Origin of the sequence: Paenibacillus lemnae (assembly GCF_012933385.1) — a bacterium.
Classification (GTDB): domain Bacteria; phylum Bacillota; class Bacilli; order Paenibacillales; family Paenibacillaceae; genus Paenibacillus_AQ; species Paenibacillus_AQ lemnae.
On sequence record NZ_JABBPN010000022.1, the window covers coordinates 1 to 20,919 of the forward strand.

General features: G+C 49.3%; 26 protein-coding genes and 1 riboswitch. Of the genes, 24 read left to right on the plus strand and 2 right to left on the minus strand.

Going from position 1 to position 20,919, the window contains the following annotated elements:
• The 9 genes from HII30_RS18335 to rsmI all read left to right on the plus strand — a co-directional run.
• On the plus strand, positions 1–746 hold a 746-nt coding region (locus HII30_RS18335), incomplete at its 5' end, for an Orn/Lys/Arg family decarboxylase (protein ID WP_484549381.1).
• A complete protein-coding gene (gene tmk, locus HII30_RS18340; RefSeq protein ID WP_169506499.1) occupies positions 743–1,384 on the plus strand; it encodes a dTMP kinase in 642 nt (213 codons plus the stop codon). The genes HII30_RS18335 and tmk, both read left to right, overlap by 4 nt.
• 68 nt (positions 1,385–1,452) lie before the next feature.
• Positions 1,453–1,782: a cyclic-di-AMP receptor gene (locus tag HII30_RS18345; RefSeq protein ID WP_169506500.1), complete on the plus strand. Its 330-nt coding sequence runs from the start codon at positions 1,453–1,455 to the stop codon at positions 1,780–1,782.
• Between the two features lie 133 nt (positions 1,783–1,915).
• Positions 1,916–2,359, plus strand: coding sequence for a YaaR family protein (locus HII30_RS18350; protein ID WP_169506501.1), 444 nt, complete (start codon positions 1,916–1,918; stop codon positions 2,357–2,359).
• A 33-nt stretch (positions 2,360–2,392) separates the two neighbouring features.
• Positions 2,393–3,376 (plus strand): DNA polymerase III subunit delta', encoded by a 984-nt coding sequence (holB, locus tag HII30_RS18355; RefSeq protein WP_169506502.1) that lies wholly within the window; start codon positions 2,393–2,395, stop codon positions 3,374–3,376.
• Between the two features lie 59 nt (positions 3,377–3,435).
• Positions 3,436–4,236 (plus strand): PSP1 domain-containing protein, encoded by an 801-nt coding sequence (locus tag HII30_RS18360; RefSeq protein ID WP_169506503.1) that lies wholly within the window; start codon positions 3,436–3,438, stop codon positions 4,234–4,236.
• 32 nt (positions 4,237–4,268) lie between these two features.
• A complete protein-coding gene (yabA, locus tag HII30_RS18365; protein WP_169506504.1) occupies positions 4,269–4,640 on the plus strand; it encodes a DNA replication initiation control protein YabA in 372 nt (123 codons plus the stop codon).
• A gap of 107 nt (positions 4,641–4,747) precedes the next feature.
• Positions 4,748–5,503, plus strand: a complete 756-nt coding sequence (locus HII30_RS18370) for a tRNA1(Val) (adenine(37)-N6)-methyltransferase (RefSeq protein ID WP_169506505.1) — start codon at positions 4,748–4,750, stop codon at positions 5,501–5,503.
• Complete coding sequence (rsmI, locus tag HII30_RS18375; protein WP_169506506.1) at positions 5,500–6,384, plus strand: 16S rRNA (cytidine(1402)-2'-O)-methyltransferase; 885 nt, start codon at positions 5,500–5,502, stop codon at positions 6,382–6,384. The genes HII30_RS18370 and rsmI overlap by 4 nt, the downstream gene beginning before the upstream one ends.
• Before the next feature lie 140 nt (positions 6,385–6,524).
• On the opposite strand, the gene HII30_RS18380 is transcribed toward rsmI, so the two are convergent.
• Positions 6,525–6,779 (minus strand): AbrB/MazE/SpoVT family DNA-binding domain-containing protein, encoded by a 255-nt coding sequence (locus HII30_RS18380; protein ID WP_138223913.1) that lies wholly within the window; start codon positions 6,777–6,779, stop codon positions 6,525–6,527.
• A gap of 318 nt (positions 6,780–7,097) precedes the next feature.
• On the opposite strand from HII30_RS18380, the gene HII30_RS18385 reads away from it, so the two are divergent.
• The 13 genes from HII30_RS18385 (at position 7,098) to HII30_RS18445 (ending at position 19,533) form a co-directional block, all read left to right on the plus strand.
• On the plus strand, positions 7,098–8,396 hold the full coding sequence (locus HII30_RS18385; protein WP_169506554.1) for an HD domain-containing protein: 1,299 nt from the start codon (positions 7,098–7,100) through the stop codon (positions 8,394–8,396).
• Positions 8,397–8,430: 34 nt separating this feature from the next.
• A complete protein-coding gene (locus tag HII30_RS18390; protein WP_169506507.1) occupies positions 8,431–9,195 on the plus strand; it encodes a TatD family hydrolase in 765 nt (254 codons plus the stop codon).
• A gap of 206 nt (positions 9,196–9,401) precedes the next feature.
• A riboswitch (cyclic di-AMP (ydaO/yuaA leader) is annotated at positions 9,402–9,620 on the plus strand.
• 274 nt (positions 9,621–9,894) lie between these two features.
• Positions 9,895–11,160, plus strand: a complete 1,266-nt coding sequence (locus HII30_RS18395) for a ubiquitin-like domain-containing protein (protein WP_169506508.1) — start codon at positions 9,895–9,897, stop codon at positions 11,158–11,160.
• A gap of 121 nt (positions 11,161–11,281) precedes the next feature.
• A complete protein-coding gene (gene rnmV / locus HII30_RS18400) occupies positions 11,282–11,830 on the plus strand; it encodes a ribonuclease M5 (RefSeq protein WP_169506509.1) in 549 nt (182 codons plus the stop codon).
• Positions 11,830–12,711, plus strand: a complete 882-nt coding sequence (gene rsmA / locus HII30_RS18405; protein WP_169506510.1) for a 16S rRNA (adenine(1518)-N(6)/adenine(1519)-N(6))-dimethyltransferase RsmA — start codon at positions 11,830–11,832, stop codon at positions 12,709–12,711. Before rnmV ends, rsmA begins: the two co-directional genes overlap by 1 nt.
• Before the next feature lie 113 nt (positions 12,712–12,824).
• Positions 12,825–13,721, plus strand: coding sequence for a sporulation peptidase YabG (yabG, locus tag HII30_RS18410; protein WP_169506511.1), 897 nt, complete (start codon positions 12,825–12,827; stop codon positions 13,719–13,721).
• A 275-nt stretch (positions 13,722–13,996) separates the two neighbouring features.
• Positions 13,997–14,272, plus strand: a complete 276-nt coding sequence (gene veg / locus HII30_RS18415; RefSeq protein WP_169506512.1) for a biofilm formation stimulator Veg — start codon at positions 13,997–13,999, stop codon at positions 14,270–14,272.
• Between the two features lie 145 nt (positions 14,273–14,417).
• On the plus strand, positions 14,418–14,600 hold the full coding sequence (locus tag HII30_RS18420) for a small, acid-soluble spore protein, alpha/beta type (RefSeq protein ID WP_169506513.1): 183 nt from the start codon (positions 14,418–14,420) through the stop codon (positions 14,598–14,600).
• Positions 14,601–14,766: 166 nt separating this feature from the next.
• Positions 14,767–15,621, plus strand: a complete 855-nt coding sequence (ispE, locus tag HII30_RS18425) for a 4-(cytidine 5'-diphospho)-2-C-methyl-D-erythritol kinase (protein ID WP_169506555.1) — start codon at positions 14,767–14,769, stop codon at positions 15,619–15,621.
• A 97-nt stretch (positions 15,622–15,718) separates the two neighbouring features.
• Entirely contained in the window at positions 15,719–16,546 is an 828-nt protein-coding gene (gene purR, locus HII30_RS18430) for a pur operon repressor (protein ID WP_169506514.1), read from the plus strand.
• 185 nt (positions 16,547–16,731) lie between these two features.
• Positions 16,732–17,016, plus strand: a complete 285-nt coding sequence (spoVG, locus tag HII30_RS18435) for a septation regulator SpoVG (RefSeq protein WP_006207419.1) — start codon at positions 16,732–16,734, stop codon at positions 17,014–17,016.
• Between the two features lie 109 nt (positions 17,017–17,125).
• Positions 17,126–18,535: a bifunctional UDP-N-acetylglucosamine diphosphorylase/glucosamine-1-phosphate N-acetyltransferase GlmU gene (glmU, locus tag HII30_RS18440; protein ID WP_169506515.1), complete on the plus strand. Its 1,410-nt coding sequence runs from the start codon at positions 17,126–17,128 to the stop codon at positions 18,533–18,535.
• 44 nt (positions 18,536–18,579) lie between these two features.
• Complete coding sequence (locus HII30_RS18445) at positions 18,580–19,533, plus strand: ribose-phosphate diphosphokinase (protein ID WP_169506516.1); 954 nt, start codon at positions 18,580–18,582, stop codon at positions 19,531–19,533.
• A gap of 119 nt (positions 19,534–19,652) precedes the next feature.
• Here HII30_RS18445 and HII30_RS18450 read toward each other — a convergent pair whose 3' ends face one another.
• Positions 19,653–19,853, minus strand: coding sequence for a hypothetical protein (locus tag HII30_RS18450; RefSeq protein WP_169506517.1), 201 nt, complete (start codon positions 19,851–19,853; stop codon positions 19,653–19,655).
• Positions 19,854–19,991: 138 nt separating this feature from the next.
• Between HII30_RS18450 and pth the strand changes: the two genes are divergently transcribed.
• Complete coding sequence (gene pth, locus HII30_RS18455; RefSeq protein ID WP_169506518.1) at positions 19,992–20,552, plus strand: aminoacyl-tRNA hydrolase; 561 nt, start codon at positions 19,992–19,994, stop codon at positions 20,550–20,552.
• Between the two features lie 91 nt (positions 20,553–20,643).
• Positions 20,644–20,874 (plus strand): anti-sigma-F factor Fin family protein, encoded by a 231-nt coding sequence (locus HII30_RS18460; protein WP_169506519.1) that lies wholly within the window; start codon positions 20,644–20,646, stop codon positions 20,872–20,874.
• Positions 20,875–20,919 lie beyond the last annotated feature (45 nt).

Sequence of the window (20,919 nt, forward strand, 5' to 3'; positions counted from 1 at the left end):
TCGCACAGCGGCTGCCGCGCCTCGGGCTGCTGCAGCCGCCGCAGCCCCGGACCGCCGCTGGCGGCGCAGCAGCGCCCGGCGGACAAGCCCTGCCGCCGCGCCACAGCCATACGGCGGCGGCGTACACGCGCCAGGACCCCTTCAAAGCGGTCATATATGACCGCACGGGGTCCCTGAGCGGCTATGCACTCCAGCGCGCGCTGGAGGAGCGCGGCTGTGTGCCGGAGATGAGCGACGAGCGGCGCGTCGTCCTGCTCTTTGCGATTGGCTCGACCGTGGAGAATGCCAATCACCTCTTGTGGGCACTTCAGCATATTCTGGAGCAGGAGGAGAAGACGGATGCTGCTAGAAGCACCTCTCATCCATTGCCTGAAGCAGACGCCATAAGCCACAACTCCACCCGAAATAGCGCAGAGATCACCGCATCGCAGCATGTTTCCACGTGGAACAATTGTAAGCTTTCACGTCCCTTTACAGATCCGGTCTCCTTTCATCTGACGCCGCCAGACCGGAGCCAGATGGAGTCCATCCCGCTGGAGCAATGTACACGAAGGATCGCCGGAGAGATGATCATTCCGTATCCTCCGGGCATTCCGCTGCTCTATCAGGGAGAGATCATCACATCACAGCAGGCTGAGCAGCTGGTTCTGTTAAGAGATGCAGGGGCCAAGTGTCAGGGTCCGGAAGATCCGGCTCTGGGTACCATACGCGTGTTTAAAAATTCAGGAAAGCAGGTCAGTCCATGAACCGCAAACCATTGTTTATAACCATCGAGGGAGGGGAGGGATCTGGAAAAACAACGATGATCGGCCGCTTGTCCGCCTATTTTCAGAATCATTCCATTCCCTATCTTCTCACCAGAGAACCTGGAGGCATCGAGATTGCGGAGAAAATACGATCTGTCATTCTGGATCCAAGTCACACAAGTATGGATGCACGTACGGAGGCACTCCTGTATGCAGCGGCCCGGCGGCAGCATCTTGTAGAGAAGGTCGAGCCCGCACTTGCTGAAGGGCTAACGGTAATCTGCGACCGTTTCATCGACAGCAGTCTCGTCTACCAGGGATTAGGCCGCGGCATCGGGATAGAGGAAGTATGGAATCTCAATCAGTTTGCTATCGGTTCACGCATGCCGGATCTGACGCTGCTGCTGGATATTGACCCGGAGATTGGACTTTCCCGGATTGCAGCCAATGGTGAGCGGGAGTTCAACAGGCTCGATATGGAAAGCCTGGCCTTTCACCGTAAAGTCCGGGAGGGTTACCGTCTGGTCGCTGAGAGGGATCCTGATCGTATTCAGATGATTGATGCTTCAAAATCGCCGGTTATGGTCGAACGGGAAATGATTTCCGTGTTAGAGCGTACGGTTTTAAAGGGTTTTTGATAGGCTATGTCTAATAATAGACATACGGCTTGTAGAAATGCCGATGATAACAAGGAGGGACATTGCATATGAAAATGATCGTTGCGATTGTACAAGATAAGGACAGCAACCGTCTTTCAGCAGGACTGGTCAAAGCGAATTTCCGGGCAACCAAACTGGCGAGTACTGGCGGATTTCTGAAAGCAGGCAATACTACATTTATGATCGGGGTGGACGATACTCAGGTGGAAAGCGTGATGAGTGTGATCCGCAACAGCTGTAAAGTACGTGAACAGCTGGTTACCCCGGTTACACCGATGAGCGGTACGACCGATTCCTACCTGCCGCTTCCGGTTGAAGTCCAGGTTGGCGGTGCAACGGTATTTGTGCTTCCTGTTGAGCGGTTTGAGCATTTCTAATATACGTGAAGTGGCAAAAACCTGCTGCTGAGCTGCTATAGTGGGGTCGTTTGCTGCAAGTGTACCCTAATGTCTCCACGAACCATGCTCAGCAGCTGTGGTATTATAATTAGAAACAAGGTGGTGAACGGGGTTGAAGATCAATCCGGGCTTCAGGCCCTTGAAGAGCGAGTTACCGGTTGCAGATAACAGCACCAAGCCTGTCCAGCAGAAATCCTTCTCTGATATTATGTATAAGCAGGGAGAACAGGCTACCAGTGAAGAGCTGGGCCGTCAAATGCGTGAAATTGCGATGCAGGGCGATCGTCTCGCCAGGGCGATGACCATTCGCGAGTTAAAAGCTTACCGCTTCATGGTCAAAAGATTTCTGGAAGAAACGGTACGGCGCGGCGTGAAGATGAAAGAAACAAGAGGATGGGACCGGCGGGGCCGGAGTAAGCGGTATAACGTCATTGATGCGATTGATTCCATGCTGCTCTCCATGGCGGATGAGCTGCTGGAAACAGAACAGGGAAAAATTGAACTATTGGGCAAAATCGGAGAAATTCGAGGCATGTTGATTAATATGGAATTTTAAAAGATAGAGATGATTTGGAAAGAGAGAGGACTTATGTCTTTTAATGATATATTGGGGCAGGAATCTGCCAAGCAGCTGCTGCAGAACGCATTAAGGCGTCAAGCGGTGAGCCATGCTTATGTGTTTAGCGGACCTGCAGGCGCGGGGCAGCTGGAGACAGCCGTCACCTTTGCCAAAGCGTTGTTCTGTACCGAAAGTGAAGATGATGCATGCGGTCATTGTCTGGAATGCCGCAAGGTCGATCATGGCAACCACCCGGACCTGACAAGAATTTCACCGGATGGTGCCAGTATAAAGATTGACCAGATCCGCGAGCTTCAGCGGATTTTTTCATACCGTTCGGAGAAGAACAATCCGAAAGTTTATATTATTGATGATGCAGATAAAATGACCGTTCAGGCGGCCAACAGTCTTCTGAAATTTCTGGAGGAACCGCAGATGCCTGCAGTGGCCATTCTGATTGCCGAGAACGGACAGGCGCTGCTTCCGACGATACAATCCCGGTCTCAGCAGGTTCCTTTCCGGCAGCTGGACCCCGGGATGATGGAAAAGATTCTTGTTCAGGAGGAATATCCTGCGGTATTGGTCCGCTGTGCCGTTCATCTGGCCTCCGGATTAGAGGGCTGCAGGGCGATTTTGAATGAGAATTGGTTTGCAGAAATCCGAAACGTAGTGTTACAATTAGGGAAGGAGTCTCTGAACCGCTCTGGCATGGCTATGATTACAGCGAGTCAGAAGGTGTTCAAATCCGGACTCTCAGAGCATTTGGACATGCTCTTCAATTTGTTCCATTTATGGTTCAAAGATATGATTTATGTCCAGTACGGCAGGCAGGATTGCCTCGTTTTCATAGATCAGAGTGAATTTATCTCCGGTCATGCGTCAGCCCGCAGCACATCACAATGGGTCTCCTGCATGGATTTGGCCGCAGAGTGTCAGAAGAAATTACGCTATAATGTCAACGGACAGCTCTGTCTCGAGCAATTGTTAATGGGTATGGGCGAGGCTCCGGAGTGAGACAACTTGTAGTACCCGCAAACGGCCAATAGGTAAGGCTAATCAAGGGGGTTTATTTTTTGTACAGCGTAGTGGGTGTCCGCTTTAAGAAAGCGGGCAAGATTTATTATTTCGATCCGCTGGATCTGCCCGTGGACAAAGAACATTTTGTCATTGTCGAAACGGCCCGGGGGATTGAGTACGGACAAGTGGTAATCGGGAAGAAAGAGGTTCAGGAATGTGATGTGGTGCTTCCTCTGAAGAAAGTGATCCGCATTGCCGGCGATAGTGACGCCCGAGTGGTGGACGAGAACAAGCTGGCGGCGAAGGATGCCTTCACAACCTGTTTAAATAAAATCCGTGATCACGGACTGAAGATGAAGCTGGTGGATGTGGAATTCACCTTTGACCGCAACAAGATCATTTTTTATTTTACTGCAGAGGGACGTGTCGATTTTCGTGAGCTGGTGAAGGATTTGGCGGGCATTTTCCGCACCCGGATCGAGCTTCGTCAGATCGGCGTTCGCGATGAAGCCAAGATGCTCGGCGGTTTGGGACCCTGCGGCCGGGTACTGTGCTGCTCCTCCTGGCTGGGTGATTTTGAACCCGTATCGATCAAGATGGCCAAGGATCAGAGCTTGTCACTGAATCCGACCAAAATTTCCGGTTTGTGCGGAAGATTGATGTGCTGCTTGAAATTTGAGCATGATAACTATGAGAGCGTTAAGGAAGAACTGCCTTCTACCGGCAAGATTGTCGTTACTTCTCTAGGTGATGGCAAGGTAGTCGGAATTAATGCGAACAAACGGACCGTACATGTACAATTATTTGATATCGGTAAGGTCAAGGAACTTCCACTGGATGACGTTGTCGTCAAGTAGACCAATAGAACGGTTACTTTCGGGGTGTAATCTTGGAGAAGAAAAACATTTTTATGCGCATTCAAGAGATGGAGTCTCAATTGGGACATATGAACAGTGAACTGGGTGAACTGAAACAGATCGTCAAGGAACTGCTGGAAGACAACCATCGTCTCAGCCTGGAAAATGAACAGCTCCGTAAAGTGTTGAAGAGAGAAGTTCAACCGGCAGACCATAAACCTTCCACATCCCGAAAGCAGCCTTCTCCCATCCCGATGCAGGGTAGCGGAGAAGACCTGGTCGGAGAAGGATATGATAATCTGGCCCGTTTATATCATGAGGGCTTCCATATCTGTAATGTCTACTATGGACATCTGCGGACAGAAGGCGATTGTCTATTCTGCTTGTCTTTCTTGAATAAGTGAATTTTAATATCACCTGATCTATAAAAAGCCGTAGGATATTCAGCGCCTACGGCTTTTTTTCGAATGCTGCCATCTATACATCAAGCTGTCAAAGGATAGGGATTACTATGAAAAAAGAAACAGAACTCCGCGCAACCGAGCGGGTGGATGACCTGCTGACCCATGAACTGGGCATCATACAAAGTGACGAAGTATTCAGCTTCTCTATGGATGCTGTGCTTCTTGCACAGTTTGCCCGCCTGCCCCGGCGCGGAAAGGTGCTGGATCTGTGCAGCGGCAATGGCGTGATTCCTCTGCTTCTGTCCACACGGACACAGGCTGTCATCGAAGGAATCGAGATTCAGCCTCGTTTAGCCGATATGGCCCAAAGAAGCATAGTGATGAACGGGCTGCAAGAGCGGATTACGATGAGGATGGGGGACCTGCGTGAGCTGCACCAGGAAGTGGGATATGGTGGGTATGACTACATTACCGTTAACCCACCTTATATGCCGCTCAATGGCAGTGATATGAAGCTGAACACTCATCAGGCTATAGCACGGCATGAAATTCACTGTACGCTGGAGGAGGTCATTCAGGCGGGAGCCCGGCTGCTGCGGTCCGGAGGAAAGCTGGCTATGGTGCATAAACCGAACCGTCTGGCTGAAATCATCGTGATGATGCATAAGTATCGGCTGGAACCGAAAGTGATCCGGTTTGTCCATCCCCGTGCCGGCCTTGAGGCCAACATGGTGCTAATCGAGTGCATCCGGGACGGAAAGCCGGAGGTGCGCCTGCAGCCGCCGCTGATTGTGTATGACGATCAAGGGACATACTGTCCGGAGTTGATGGAAATTTATTATGGAAAAGAGGAACCTTCATGAGTGCGACTTCTCAAAGCAGCTTCGCAGCTTCCCGGACAGATGGCTCGGGAGCCTTGTATCTGGTGGCGACACCGATCGGCAATCTGGAAGACATGACCTATCGTGCGATACGCATTCTGCGGGAGTGTCATATTATCGCTGCAGAGGATACCCGGCAGACCCGAAAACTGCTCACTCATTTTGACATACAGCCACAGCAGCTCTTCAGCTACCATGAGCATAATAAGGCAGCCAGCGGGCCTGAGATTATACGTTATATAATAGAAGGAAAAAATGCAGCGATCGTCAGCGATGCCGGTCTGCCGGCCATATCGGATCCTGGAAGCGACCTGGTGAGACTCGCTTTGGCCAAGGGAATTGCTGTCATTCCGATTCCGGGAGCGAATGCTGCTCTTTCGGCTCTGATTGCCTCCGGTTTATCTACCGAACGCTTCACGTTTATCGGATTTCTTCCCAGAGAAAAGAAAGACGCCATGGAACTGCTGCATGAGCTGCCAGCTTCAGCAGGCTCCCTGCTGTTTTATGAATCACCGCACCGGATCAAGAAGACGCTGTCGTTTATGTATGAAGCACTGGGTGAACGTCAGGTTGTACTGGCCCGTGAACTGACCAAGAGGTATGAAGAGTTTGTCAGGGGGACTCTGCCAGAGTGTATGGAGTGGCTGGATGAACATCCGCCTCTGGGTGAGTACTGCATAGTGGTAGAAGGAGGTAATCTGGAAGACGAGCAGCGAGAGCGGGATGCGTGGTGGCAGCAGCTGTCCATAGAAGATCATGTCGCTCATTACGAGAGCCGGGGAGAAACCCGTAAGGATGCGATGAAAAAAGCTGCAGCCGACCGGGGCGTATCAAAGCGGGATATTTACAACGCCCTTCTTTAAGTCCTGTAGAGCAGGACGCCAAAGAATACAAACAAAAAAATGCCTCTCAAATGCCGAAGCCGGCAAGTAGAGAGGCTCAAGGAGATATAAAAAAAGGTTCGAATTAACAAAATGTAAAATTGCCTATATAAGAGAGGATATTAGTTGGCTACAGGCGATGGAATTTCGGATACACATTCATGGCACACAATCTTGCCTTTAAAATAAGTGACATTCTCAGCGTTTCCGCAGAATATGCACGCAGGCTCATACTTCTTAAGCATGATACGCTCGCCGTCCACATAAATCTCCAAAGCGTCTTTCTCACCAATGCCCAAAGTACGGCGAAGTTCGATAGGAATAACAACCCGTCCTAGCTCGTCTACTTTTCTTACAATACCTGTTGATTTCATCATAACTGATTCAAGCCCCTCTCGCCATAATTTAAAAAAGTCATTATTCGACATAGTTCTATCTTTTATGTTATTAATAGTACCAACGATTCCCAAAACAGTCAACCTGTTTTTTGAGAATAAAACACTTATTAACAAAAATATAGTGAGTTCAAGCCTGTTTTTATCACAAAAGTGTCAAATGTCTGGTGTTTTTAAGCTTACATTAAGGTTTGTCGATTTGGAAGACGACAATTTACCTAATTCGACATAATGCGACAATATGCGTCAAAAGTAGTGGAAAGCTCTTTCAAAAGTCTGATTATGGAGATGATGAAGACGATGCATTTGCCAATTACAGAAGAAAAAGTGTTCAAGGATCCCGTTCATAACTATGTTCATGTCCAGGATGATTTAATTTGGCGTCTCATCAACACCCCGGAATTTCAGCGTCTGCGCCGTGTAAGGCAGCTGGGGACATCGTATTTGACCTTTCATGGGGCAGAGCACAGCCGGTTTTCACATTCGCTGGGTGTCTATGAAATCACACGGAAAATTATTTCACAGTTTGAACGAAGCGGCTATCCGGACTGGCCGAAGGAGGAGCGTCTGGTCGCACTATGTGCTGCACTTCTGCATGACGTAGGACACGGTCCTTTCTCCCATTCTATAGAAGAAGCTTTTCAAATGAATCACGAGGACTGGACCTGTAAAATTCTTCTGGGCGACACTTGTATCAATGAAATTTTGCGGAGCCATGATCCTAAGTTTCCGGATAAAGTAGCCGCTGTGATTGATAAAACCTATGAAAAGCCGATTGTTATGAATCTGGTTACCAGCCCTCTGGATGCAGACCGAATGGATTATTTGCTGCGTGATGCCTATTATACGGGTGTAAATTACGGGACAATCGACATTGACCGGATTCTTCGGATGCTGCGGCCCTACCGTGACCGCGTGGTGGTCAAGGAATCCGGCATGCATGCCGTAGAAGACTATCTGATGTCTCGTTACCAGATGTACTGGCAGGTTTATTTCCACCCTGTAACCCGCAGCTCGGAAATTATATTAAGGCAAATATTCCGCAGGGCAAAAGAACTGTTTGAGCAGAGCTTTGATTTTGCATTTATGGTGGATCCCCTCCCGTCTTTATTTGAAGGTAATCTTACGGTTAGTCAGTACCTTCGTTTGGATGAAGCGCTTATCCAGACGGCATTTTTGCAGTGGACCACAGAAGAGGATGAACTTCTCCGCGATTTATGCAGTCGTTTCATGCATCGCAGGCTTTATAAATATGCGGAAATCGACACGATAGACCTGCATACTATCGACTCCATCCGTCAAGCCTTTGAACATGCCGGACTGCATCCGGAATATGATCTCGAAATTGATTTTCCAACAGATCTTCCTTATGATGAATTTCATTCCGATTCACCGGCGAGTGATAAACAAATTTTACTGTTAGACCGGTATGACCGGCTGCGGGAAATCTCTGAAGTATCCGATATTGTGCGCTCGATCAGCGGGATTCAGCGTGGACGATATCATTTGTACTATCCGGAGGACAAGCTGAAGAAAGCCTGGACCAATCTGCCAAAGGAAGTGGCCGATCTGCTTGCCCCGGGTCTCCAGCACGATTAATACGATATTCGACAAAGAGAGGAGCAGATATTTTATGCTATTCGACACCCATACACATCTGGATGCACCGCAATTCGACGAGGACCGCGAGGAAGTGATTCAGCGGGCGGTAGATAACGGAGTGACACGAATGATCAATATCGGCTTTAACCGGGAAACCATTCCAACAACGATGAAGCTCGCAGAGTCCTATGATTTTATTTACGCGGCGGTGGGGTGGCACCCGGTGGACGCGATTACGATGAGAGATGATGATCTGGAATGGATTTCTTCGCTCTGCAGCCATGAAAAGGTCGTAGCGATCGGAGAAATCGGACTGGACTATCATTGGGATACTTCTCCCAAGGACGTACAGCAGCAGGTTTTTCGTAAACAGATCGGTTTGGCTCGTGAACTGAACATGCCCATTGTGATCCATAATCGGGATGCCCATGAGGATATTGTTAAAATATTGAAAGAGGAGAAGGCATCAGAAGTGGGAGGCGTGATGCATTCGTTTTCCGGAAGCTGGGAGACGGCCAAGTTATGTCTGGATATGGGCTTTCACATTTCCTTCGGCGGTCCCATCACGTTCAAAAATGCGAAACAGCCTAAAGAGGTGCTCGCGAAGGTGCCGCTTGACCGTCTGCTGATCGAAACGGATGCCCCCTACCTGACGCCTCATCCTTTCCGCGGGAAGAGAAATGAGTCAGCTCACGTGAAATTAGTAGCGGAGCAGGCGGCTGACATTAAAAACCTGTCTCTGGAAGAACTTGGTGAAATTACGACCCGAAATGCACTGGAACGATTTGGTATTTAAAGAAAACGGGAGCAAAAGCGGTGTAAAAGTGAGCATTTTCGATTAATTAAGATTTTATAACCAAAAACGTCACGATTATTACAATAATTTAACTATTTATCTGAAAAAATGTGGTTGAATGTTGCTTTACAACCTGCATGTAAAGGGAGTATCATCTTTTCAGTACTAAGAAGCTGTTGGAATTCAAAAACAGCCGATTGATTTTACAATCCGTCTCGCTTAATCTCCGGTATCGGAGAACGGGGGAACCGATACAAAGTTATCTGGCAGGGCTATACATAAGGCTGGAACGATGTATTTGATTTCTTTTTCGGGTCTTTGGGGTGAATTTGAGGGCAACCGCCATGAGCGGGTGACTCGAGATAGGGCGTCTCTCTTACGTCCGAACCCGACAGCTAACTCCGTAAGCGCTAGTAAGAGGGGCAAACTCGTGCATCCAATCCGTTTTTAGGAATGATGGAAAGCCACGGAAGAGTCTCTATCACTCTTTCACTGGCTTTTTTTTTATTTTTGAATATCGGAGAGTATGTCATCATACCCATGGTTAAACGGGAGGTGACAGCCTTATGCACGAACAGACGGGGAGTAACACAGGGTGCAGGTTCATCTTGAAGCACTCTGTGAGCCAAAATTGCTATAGTCGCGTCATATGCAATCATGCGTTACCTAGACGGCGGGACTATGAAGGAGGATGAAGCAGTGGGCGTTTTTCAACCAGAAGAGACCCATGATTCACAATCATCCAGCATGTCTTACGCAATACGATGGAAGCATGACTTTTTGCGTCACCTTATGCTGGCCGCCTTTGGCGCCATCGCGATTACATTGCTCGTACTGCTGATTATTCATAACAAGTCGGGCAAAGAGATTCAGCTAGTGGTCGACGGACGAGTGACTACAGTGGAAACACACGGAGCCTTGCTGCATGATGTGCTGGAGGAGCAGGCAATCTCCCTGAAACCGGAGGATGATGTTTCCATGCCGTTGAACGGAAGTCTCCAGAATGGCGATCGGATTGTTATTAACCGGGCGATTCCGGTAACAGTAACCGCAGACGGCAAAACCGACACCGTATTTACTACCCAGGGTACTGTAGAAAGTGTGCTTCAGGAAGCTGGAGTTACCATCCAGGGTGAAGATAAAGTAAGTCCTTCGCTGGATAGCAAATTATCCGCGCAAACCGATATTCGTATCATTCGTGTCACGAAACAAAAAGTTAAAGAAACCGAGGAGCGTTCCTTCCGGATTATCAAAACCGCAGATCCCTCTTTGGTAAAAGGGGATAACCGGGTCATTCAGGCCGGCGCACCAGGTATTATCGTTCATCATATCGAGAAGGTATACCAAGATGGGAAGCTCGTATCCAAAGAAGTGGTATCCAAGGAAGTACAGCGCAAGACCAAGGATAAAGTGATCGCTGTCGGCACCAAAAAAGTAGTTGTGCCTAAGCCTGAGCCTGTCATTGAGAAAGAAGAGCCTGTACTCGTTAAGAAGGAACAAGTGAAACAGAATACCGAGGCGCCTGCTGTTAAGAAACCGGCAGTGACTCGTACGGCTGCAAAGGCAGCACCTGTTAAGCCAAAGGCTGCTGTGAAGAAGGCACCTGCTGCCAAACCGAGCAATGTGGCTTCCAAGGCGGGCGTAGACTTTCAATATAAAAAAGTGCTGAACAATGTTTCCATGACAGCCTACTCATCGGAACAGCCTGGCATCGGTACCCGGACTGCTTCAGGAACACGGGTAACGGAAGGACGCACGATTGCTGTCGATCCAAATGTCATTCCGATTGGCTGGTGGGTATACATCGAGGGCATTGGCTTCCGACGTGCTGAAGATACCGGCGGTGCCATCAAGGGCAATAAAATCGATGTATATTACGATTCTCTCCGCGCAGCGCTGAATTTCGGACGCAAAAACGGAGGCAAAGTATATGTCATTGGTCCGGTAAAACCGGAGCTGAACTAGAGTATCATTTCTGTTTTACATTGCCATGCTAAATACGATACTATTTATATAACCATTTTTAGATGCTAAGAAGAGGATATTTATCCTCTTCTTTTGTTTTGGGAAGGAAAGATGTAACAAGATGATAAAGGAAGTCATTGTTGTGGAAGGACGAGACGATACGGTTGCCATCAAGCGGGCTGTGGAAGCCGATACGATTGAAACCGGAGGCTCGGCGGTGAATCGCGCTGTGATCTCTAAAATCCGGCTGGCTCAGGAACGCCGCGGGGTTATTATTCTGACCGATCCGGACCATGCGGGTGAGCGTATCCGCAAAATTATTGACGCCAAGGTGCCGGGTTGTAAGCATGCTTTCATTCCGGAAGCCGATGCAACAAGAAAAGGGGATATCGGGGTTGAGAATGCCAGGCCAGAGGCCATTCAGGCCGCCTTATCGCGTGTGCATACGTCTTTTGAGGGCGCGCCAAGTATGATCAGCCTTGAAGATGTGATGGATGCCGGCCTGATGGTGCATCCCCAGGCAGCGGCCCGGCGGATGGTCTTGGGTAATATACTTGGCATCGGGTATTGTAACGGTAAACAGCTTATGAAGAGGCTGGCTATGTTTCAGATTACACCAGAGGAATTTGCGGCTGCGCTGGCTGTGCTGGAAGCGGGAGGCGATGAATAATGCGTACAGAAGAGATTTCTACACCGAAACGGACCAAGGAAATTATTGCGAGACACGGATTTTCTTTCAAAAAGAGTCTGGGCCAAAATTTCCTGATCGACCAGAATATTTTGCACAATATTGTTGCAGCTGCTCATTTAACGCCAGATAAGGGTGCATTGGAAATAGGACCAGGTATCGGTGCCTTGACGGAAAAACTCGCCCAGACTGCAGGCAAAGTAACAGCCGTGGAAATTGACAGGCGTCTGATTCCAATTCTGGAGGAAGTTCTTTCTCCTTATCCTAATGTGTCTGTTGAGCAGGGTGATGTGCTGAAGGTCGATTTGAAGGATCTGTTTGCAAGACATTTTGAAGGGGTATCCGGCGTCAGTGTTGTGGCTAATCTTCCCTATTATGTGACGACTCCGATCCTGATGAAGCTGCTGGAAGAGAAGCTGCCGCTGGAGAACATCGTCGTCATGATCCAGAAAGAAGTGGCACAGCGGATGGCTGCTTCACCGGGAAGCAAGGACTATGGAAGTTTGAGTATTGCTGTCCAGTATTACTGTGAGCCCCAGCTGGTGTGTACAGTGCCGCATACCGTGTTTATTCCCCAGCCTAATGTAGAGTCAGCGGTCATCCGTTTAAAAGTACGGGACAAGCCTGCTGTGGAGGTAGAGGATGAAGACCACTTCTTTGAAATCATGCAGGCTTCATTCGTCCAAAGACGAAAAACGATTGCGAACAATCTGAAAAGCCGGTATTTTCCGAAAGAAGGCCGCGAACGGCTGGAAGAACTGCTTCAACAGGCAGAGATCGATCCGTCACGCCGGGGTGAGACGCTGAGTATGGAGGAGTACGCGGTTCTCAGCCGTGTGTTCCTGCAAGCAGGTATCCGGTAAACATCAAAATTTAATAAAATAAACCCAGCAGCCCCGTGCTTTGGGTTTATTTGACGTTCTCATGAACCAAACCCGGCATACGCCCATAGGATAGAGGCAGGGGGGATGCTGAGATGAATTTAGGAGACCTGGTCGTTCGTAGATCGTATGGCGGCGATATTACGTTCCGGGTGGAGGACGTGCGCACACATACGGCTGTGATCAAGGGAACGGATTTCCGGCTGCTGGCCGATGCGCCCCTTGCAGATCTCGTGCGTGCAGCGCATCCTGCAATGAGCGAACGTACCAAGCTGGCACAGATTAAAGCGAACGAGTCCTTGACCCGGCTTAAGCAGGAGCGGCAGCAGCAGAGTGAGCGCCGAATGGCTCATCTGCGGGACGAATGGGGACAGAACAGTGACAAGGGATACTTTGACGTGCCTGGCAAAGTGCTTCATCTTGATGGAGATCCCATGTATCTCAAAAAAAGTATGGCGCTCTATCAACAGCTGCGTGTACCGGCGGAGGGTCATCATGTCCATGAGTCCGCGATGGCGGATGCCCTGTTCCGGCTGCTCCCCAGAGTGCGCCCCGATATTGTAGTAATTACCGGCCATGACGGGGTGCTGAAACGGCCGCAGCCTTATGATTTATACAGTTTGGAGAGCTATAAAAATTCATACAGCTTCGTCAAGGCCATTCAGACGGCGAGACAATATGAACGCAATCTGGATGCCCTGATCGTGATTGCAGGAGCCTGTCAGTCGCATTTTGAAGCACTGGTGCAGTCCGGGGCCAATTTTGCCAGTTCACCGGGGCGGGTGCTTATTCATGCCCTGGATCCCGTGTATGTGGCTGCCAAGGCAGCGTATACCTCTGTCCGGGAAACCATCAATATGAATGATGTGCTGCATAACACCATCAGTGGAAGCCAGGGCGTCGGCGGAATTGAAACCCGCGGGAGCCACCGGATCGGATTGCCGGGCCTCCATGATCTATCCACTTTGAAGGTGACACCTTCTGTCAGTTAGGTTATTCCAAAATTGAAATCAAGATTAAAGCTGTCCTGTTCTGCTCATATAGAGTGGAGAAGGGCAGTTTTTTATGAGGACAAGCTGTTTGCTTTCATATTTTAGGAATAATTGGTGTCGATTCAGCGCATAATAACGATTCTCCGCTCATGATATGGAGGCTGCAAAAAAAATCGTTGACAACGAATTTTTGTTGCTGATATAATTAATGGTTTTGATTTGACATTGTTATTAAAGGGCGGTATAATGGACAAGGAAAGAGGTGGTCGTCGACAATGGCTAAAAATGCGCTGTTGGATATCAAACGCAGTCTGGATGCTCATCTTGGGCAAAAAATTTCGCTGCGGGCTAACGGTGGTCGCCGTAAGACCGTTGAGCGTACTGGTGTTTTGGAAGAAACCTACCCTTCTGTTTTCATCGTAAAGCTGGATCAGGACCAGCAAACCTTTAAACGTGTATCTTACAGTTATGCAGATATATTGACCGAGACGGTTGAAATCGTCGTTCTTGACGAAGAAGGCCAGATGCAGATCACCTATATCAAATCATAACTTTTGTCATGTCAGGCAGCCTCCGGTTACGGGGGCTGTTTTTAGGTCTGTATGAAGTTCCATGAATGGGGAGGAATGAGGGGACGTACCGGGAGCATACTAAGACAGGTACCCCCAACACCATTTCAAGGAGGCGGATTTGACGATGAGCCGGAGAAGAAGAAGCATGATGTCGGAAGAGCTGAAAACAGAACTGGCAAAAGAGTTGGGTTTTTACGATACTGTGCAAAAAGAAGGCTGGGGCGGTATTAAGGCCAGCGATGCCGGCAACATGGTCAAAAAAGCAATTGAGCTTGCAGAGCGGGCAGCACGTGGTTCACAGCAATAATTCATCAGGTCACACAAGGAAAGGGTCCTTCTATGCGGAGGGTCCTTTCGTTTTTTAGATATAAATGACTTCAGCGTCACGGTTTGCTAATATAAAGGCATTAGAAGTTTTTCTCCTGATGTGTTAAGTTGTGCTTAAGGGAAATGCTAAGGACAGGTGAACGGTGTTGAAAATATACGAAAAAGCTCCAGCCAAAATTAATCTGATGCTGGACGTACTGCATAAAAGACCGGACGGATTCCACGAGGTGGAGATGGTCATGACGATGATTGATCTGGCTGACAGGCTGGAGATGTCGGATCAGCCGCGGGATACGATCATGATTACAAGCCAGGCGGGCTATATACCGCTGGATGAGAAAAATCTTGCCTTTCAGGCCGCCAAGCTGGTCAAGGACCGGTACGGGGTGCGTAAAGGCGTGCATATCCACCTGGATAAAAAAATACCGGTCGCTGCCGGCCTTGCGGGCGGCAGCAGCGACGCTGCGGCCACCCTGCGCGGCCTGAACCGTTTATGGGGCCTCAATATGCCGCTTGAGGAAATGCTGTCCTTTGGGGCTGAGCTCGGCTCGGATGTGCCGTTCTGCATTACAGGCGGCACCGCGCTCGCAACAGGGCGGGGGGAAGTGCTGACAGAGATCCCCGATCCTCCCCAGTGTTGGGTTCTGGTGGCCAAGCCGCCGATTAATGTATCCACAGGCGAAGTGTACGGGAAGCTGCGAAGTGAACACATTGCATCCCATCCCTCGTCTAAAAATATGGTTGCAGCGCTTCAGGCAGGGAGCTTTACCGAAATGTGCAATAACCTGGGCAATGTGCTGGAAGAGGTTACGCTGAAGCTGCACCCGGAGGTACAGCAGCTGAAAAATGCAATGCTGAGACTGGGAGCGGATGGAGCACTCATGTCCGGCAGCGGCCCTACGGTTTTCGGGCTTGTGTCCAAGGAGTCCAAGGTGGCCCGCATTTATAACGGTTTGCGTGGTTTTTGCAAAGAGGTGTACGCCGTCAGGCTGCTCACATAAGTACGGCTCCAGCAGGTTCGTTACATAGGTCCTTGTAGAAAGACGTACGAAAGTGTTATATTGACTGTATAATATTCGGATTTAGTGAGGAACCTACGTGAAAAAATTAAAACGAAGTGAACGACTGGTTGATATGACCCAGTACTTATTGTCCAAGCCGCACACTCTGATTCCACTGACCACCTTTGCAGAACGCTATGGGGCAGCGAAATCATCGATCAGTGAGGATCTGGCCATCATCAAAGATGTGTTCGAGGATGAAGGATTGGGTGAACTGCAGACATTGGCAGGTGCAGCCGGAGGCGTACGGTATACACCGAAGCTGAGTCATGAGCGCGCCCTTGCTTTTGTCCAGGAGCTGTGCGGGAAGCTCCAGCAGTCTGACCGGATTCTTCCGGGCGGATACCTCTATATGTCCGACTTGCTGGGCCAGCCTTCCTTGATGAATGAAGCGGGCAAGCTGATTGCAACGGCCTATGCAGATCGTGAGATTGATGTCGTGATGACCGTTGAAACCAAAGGGATACCTCTTGCTTATGCGACGGCCGCCCAGCTTAATCTTCCGGTAGTCCTGGTTCGCAGGGATCATCAAGTGACAGAAGGGTCAGCCGTAAGTATCAATTACGTCTCAGGCTCCCATAAGAGCATACATACGATGTCGCTCTCCCGGCGGGCACTGCGGGAAAGGTCGCGTGTGCTCATTGTAGACGATTTTATGAAAGCAGGCGGTACCATCCAAGGCATGGTTGATCTGCTGGCAGAGTTTAATGCTGAGGTTGCCGGAGTAGGCGTATTGGTGGAATCCGGTGCTGTGGGATCTCAGGAGAGACTCCTGCAGGATTATGTATCACTGGCCTGTTTGACAGATGTAGATCCGAGAACCAAAATGATTACAGTGCAGCGCGGCAATTATTTTAAAGAGTAACCTGGGCAATTTTTGTCGATAAAATAGCGTTTTCAAACGAATAGGCACGAAGTCTGTCGAAAATATCACTTTCTAAAAAAAATTCCTGATTTTAGGACATTTTTATTCCAGGAAAAGAAGGAATTCGTATTTGCTGTGTGGAATTATACACCAAGTCTCTGATGGAAAAAGGTGGTGAACACACAATGCAAATTACGGATGTCAGACTCCGCCGCGTTAACTCTGAGGGGAGAATGAAAGCAATCGCATCCATTACCATCGATAATGAGTTTGTCGTTCACGACATTCGAGTCATCGACGGGAATAACGGTATGTTCGTTGCGATGCCGAGCAAGCGGACTCCAGATGGAGAATTCCGCGACATCGCTCATCCGATTTCCTCGGGTACCCGCGAGAAGATTCAGTCCGCTGTATTGGCTGAGTACGAGCGTGCAGCCACCGAAGAGGAAGTTATCGAGGAAGGCGCTTAAGTTTACTATTGGGGTTCGAGGAAAAGAGAGCCATACCCATGGCTCTCTTTTCTTTTTTTCTAGAATGATATATATTCAGTAGTGAGTTCAAGAGGAGGAGGCAGGACCCTTGAAAAGATTAGCGATCGTCTTAGCCGCTGGGCAGGGCAAACGAATGAAATCCAAATTATATAAAGTGCTGCACCCCGTCTGCGGGAAACCGATGGTGGGTCATGTGCTGCATACGGTTGAACAAGTGAAATCAGAACGTACCGTGGTCGTTGTTGGACACGGAGCTGAAGCTGTACAATCCTATCTGGGTGACTCAGCAGAGTATGTACTGCAGGAACAGCAGCTTGGAACTGGTCATGCCGTAAAGCAGGCGAAAGAGCTGCTCGGGCAGGAACAGGGGTCCACGATTGTAATCTGTGGAGATACACCTCTCGTAACAGCAGAAACGCTGGAGGGTTTGCTGGAGCTGCACGAAAGCAATCAGGCTGCAGCTACCATTCTGACGGCTGATATGGACAATCCTGCAGGCTATGGACGCGTGATTCGGGGAGACAAAGGCGCTGTGCTGCGCATTGTGGAGCAGAAGGACTGCAGTCCCGAAGAAGATGCGGTATGCGAAATTAATACAGGAACTTATTGTTTTGACAATGCAAAGCTGTTTGAGGCGTTGGAGAATGTAACCAATCAGAACGCACAGCAGGAATATTATCTGACCGATGTCATTGGCATTATGAAACAGGCCGGGGATAAGGTGCTGGCTTACCAAACCGCCGATGAAGCAGAATCGATTGGCGTAAATGACCGGTTTGCTCTTTCAGAAGCGGAAGACCATATGCGTAAGCGAATCGCAAAACGTCATATGCTGAATGGCGTAACCGTGATCGACCCTTCATCCACCTACATCGGTGCTGATGTGACCGTGGGAAGCGACACCACCCTGTACCCGGGCACCGTGCTGAAAGGCACGACTGTGATCGGCAGTGATTGTGTAATCGGCCCCAACAGTGAAATTGAAGATTCGACTTTGGCGGATGGGGTAATGGTGAAATATTCGGTGCTGTCCCAAGCATCTGTAGGTTCCGGTACATCCGTAGGGCCGTATGCATATCTTCGGCCAGGATCCAAGCTGGGAGAGAACGTGAAGGTCGGCGATTTCGTGGAAGTGAAGAATGCCACGATTGATGACGGCTCTAAAGTATCTCATCTGAGCTATATTGGTGACGCCAAAGTAGGCAAGAATGTGAATGTCGGCTGCGGCGCGATTACAGTCAACTACGATGGTTATAATAAATCGATGACCGAAATTGAAGATGATGCCTTCATCGGAAGCAATGTGAACCTGGTTGCACCGGTGAAAGTGGGCAAAGGCGCATTTGTTGTTGCCGGATCCACGATTACTCATTCCGTAGCGGAAAATGATCTGGCCATTGCCAGAGTTCGGCAGGAGAATAAGCCGGGTTATGCCGAGAAAATCCGCTCCCGCGCTCAGGCGAAAAAGAACAATTCATCATCGTCCAAGCCGCAGTGATCGGCAGCAGCACACATTGAACCAGCACGGAGGGTTTTTATTCTATGACTTATCTTGATTCCAAATTAAAAATTTTCACTTGTAACTCCAATCCCAAGCTGGCTCAACAGATTGCCGATTATATCGGTATTCCGATGGGTGAATCCCTGACAACCAGCTTCAGTGACGGCGAAATTCAAGTCAAGCTCTCCGAAAGTGTCCGCGGCTGCCATGTATATATCGTGCAGTCCACCTGCGGACCGGTCAACGACAACTTGATGGAACTGCTCGTCATGGTAGATGCATTGAAACGGGCATCTGCCAAAAGCATTAATGTTGTGATCCCTTATTACGGGTATGCACGACAGGATCGCAAGGCACGTTCCCGTGATCCGATTACAGCCAAGCTTGTGGCGAACCTCATTGAGAAAGCCGGAGCACACCGCGTAATCACGATGGACCTTCATGCCATGCAGATCCAGGGATTTTTTGATATCCCGGTCGATCATCTGCTGGGCGTTCCGATTATTGCCCAGTACTTCCGTTCCAAACAAATCGAGAACCCGGTGGTGGTATCCCCGGATCACGGCGGCGTGGTTCGCGCCCGCAAACTGGCAGATTTCCTCAATGCACCGCTGGCGATTATCGATAAGCGCCGTCCGGAGCCGAATGTCAGTGAAGTCATGAATATTATCGGTAACATTGAAGGCAAAACGGCCATCCTGATTGATGATATTATTGATACAGCTGGCACGATTGTTCTGGGTGCCAACGCTTTGATGGAAGGCGGCGTCAAGGAAGTGTACGCATGCTGTACACATCCGGTCCTGTCGGGACCCGCTATGGAGCGGCTGGAAAATTCGCCGCTTAAAGAAGTGATCGTCACAGATACCATTCCGATCGCTCATCCCAATCCAAGCAGCAAGCTGACCGTATTGTCTGTAGCTCCATTAATGGGCGAAGCCATCATTCGCGTACATGAAGAGCTGTCGATCAGCAAATTGTTCGAAATCGAATAATAACAAGCCGTGGGGTTACATTTCCAGTCCGGGAAATGTAACCCTTGTCGGCTATATAGCGATATCTTATTGAATGAATCCTCGCACGAGGAAACGCTTTCATATTATGCGGGAGCGGGTTAGTACCCGGGCCTCGAGATAAAGGTATACGAATTGCGGTTAAATAGCATGCCTTCGATCTCAACGAATTGCGGTTCAACGGCCGTAATGCAGCCCAGACTGATGTGTATCCCCTGCTCGTACACTTGTACCGGAATTTCATGCTTCATGTGATATTGAAAATGACTGTGGTGCGTTAACATCTGTTTGTCGTTATTCAATGGCGCTCCACCTTCTTATGTAAGGTTCGATGACTTTATTATGTCTTTGTTCATATTGTACTCAGAATACGTTCAAGAAGAAAGCGAAAATCCAGCAGATTCTGCATTCAGCACTATGGAAGAAAGGAATAATCTATTATGAAATGGATTGTCGGCCTTGGTAACCCGGGCCCAGCTTATGAAAAAACCCGCCATAACGTCGGATTTATGGCACTGGACGAACTTGCTTCCCGTCATGGTATGACATTCAACCAGAATAAATTCAAATCTGTCGTAGCTGAGGGACTGATTAACGGCACGAAGACGATACTGATCAAACCGATGACCTTTATGAATTTGTCCGGTGAAGCCGTCCGCGCCTATATGGATTATTATAAAGCGGAACTTTCGGACATGATCGTCGTCTATGATGACCTGGATACGGCGGTTGGCCGGATTCGGCTGCGTTATCAGGGAAGTGCCGGCGGACACAACGGAATCAAATCTATCATTCAGCACACGGGAACACAGACGTTTAACCGGGTGCGGATGGGTATCTCCAGGCCAGAACCGGGGTACGCCGTGGTGGATTACGTACTAGGAGCGTTCCCGAAGAAAGAGAAGGAGCTGCTTGGCCAAATGATTCAGTCGACCTGTGATTCGCTGGAGTACAGCCTGGATCATACGTTCGAACAGACGATGCAGAAATTTAATGGTTGATGACATGGTGATAACCAAGCGGTCCACAGCTGTCTGAAAGTGTCCCGAAACGGGCATACTGGGGGTATAAACGACCCTCAGGAGGCATAAGATGGCGATAAACTATATCTGCAGGCACTGTCGTTCCCATCAGGGAGTTATTGATTCGATAGGGATATCTGAAGCGCGTCTCGGTTTTGACGCCTTGACCCCCGAGGAACGCAGGGATATAATAGCGTATGATTTTAACGGAGAGGTTACGGTGAAGGTAACCTGTGAGCACTGCCGGGAGGCACTGGAAGCCCATCCCGAGCTGAGTCTGCTTGCCAGCCCGCTTCAGTAAGAGCGAGCCGGCGCGTTAAAACCTTGACCCATGACCGTCCGGAAT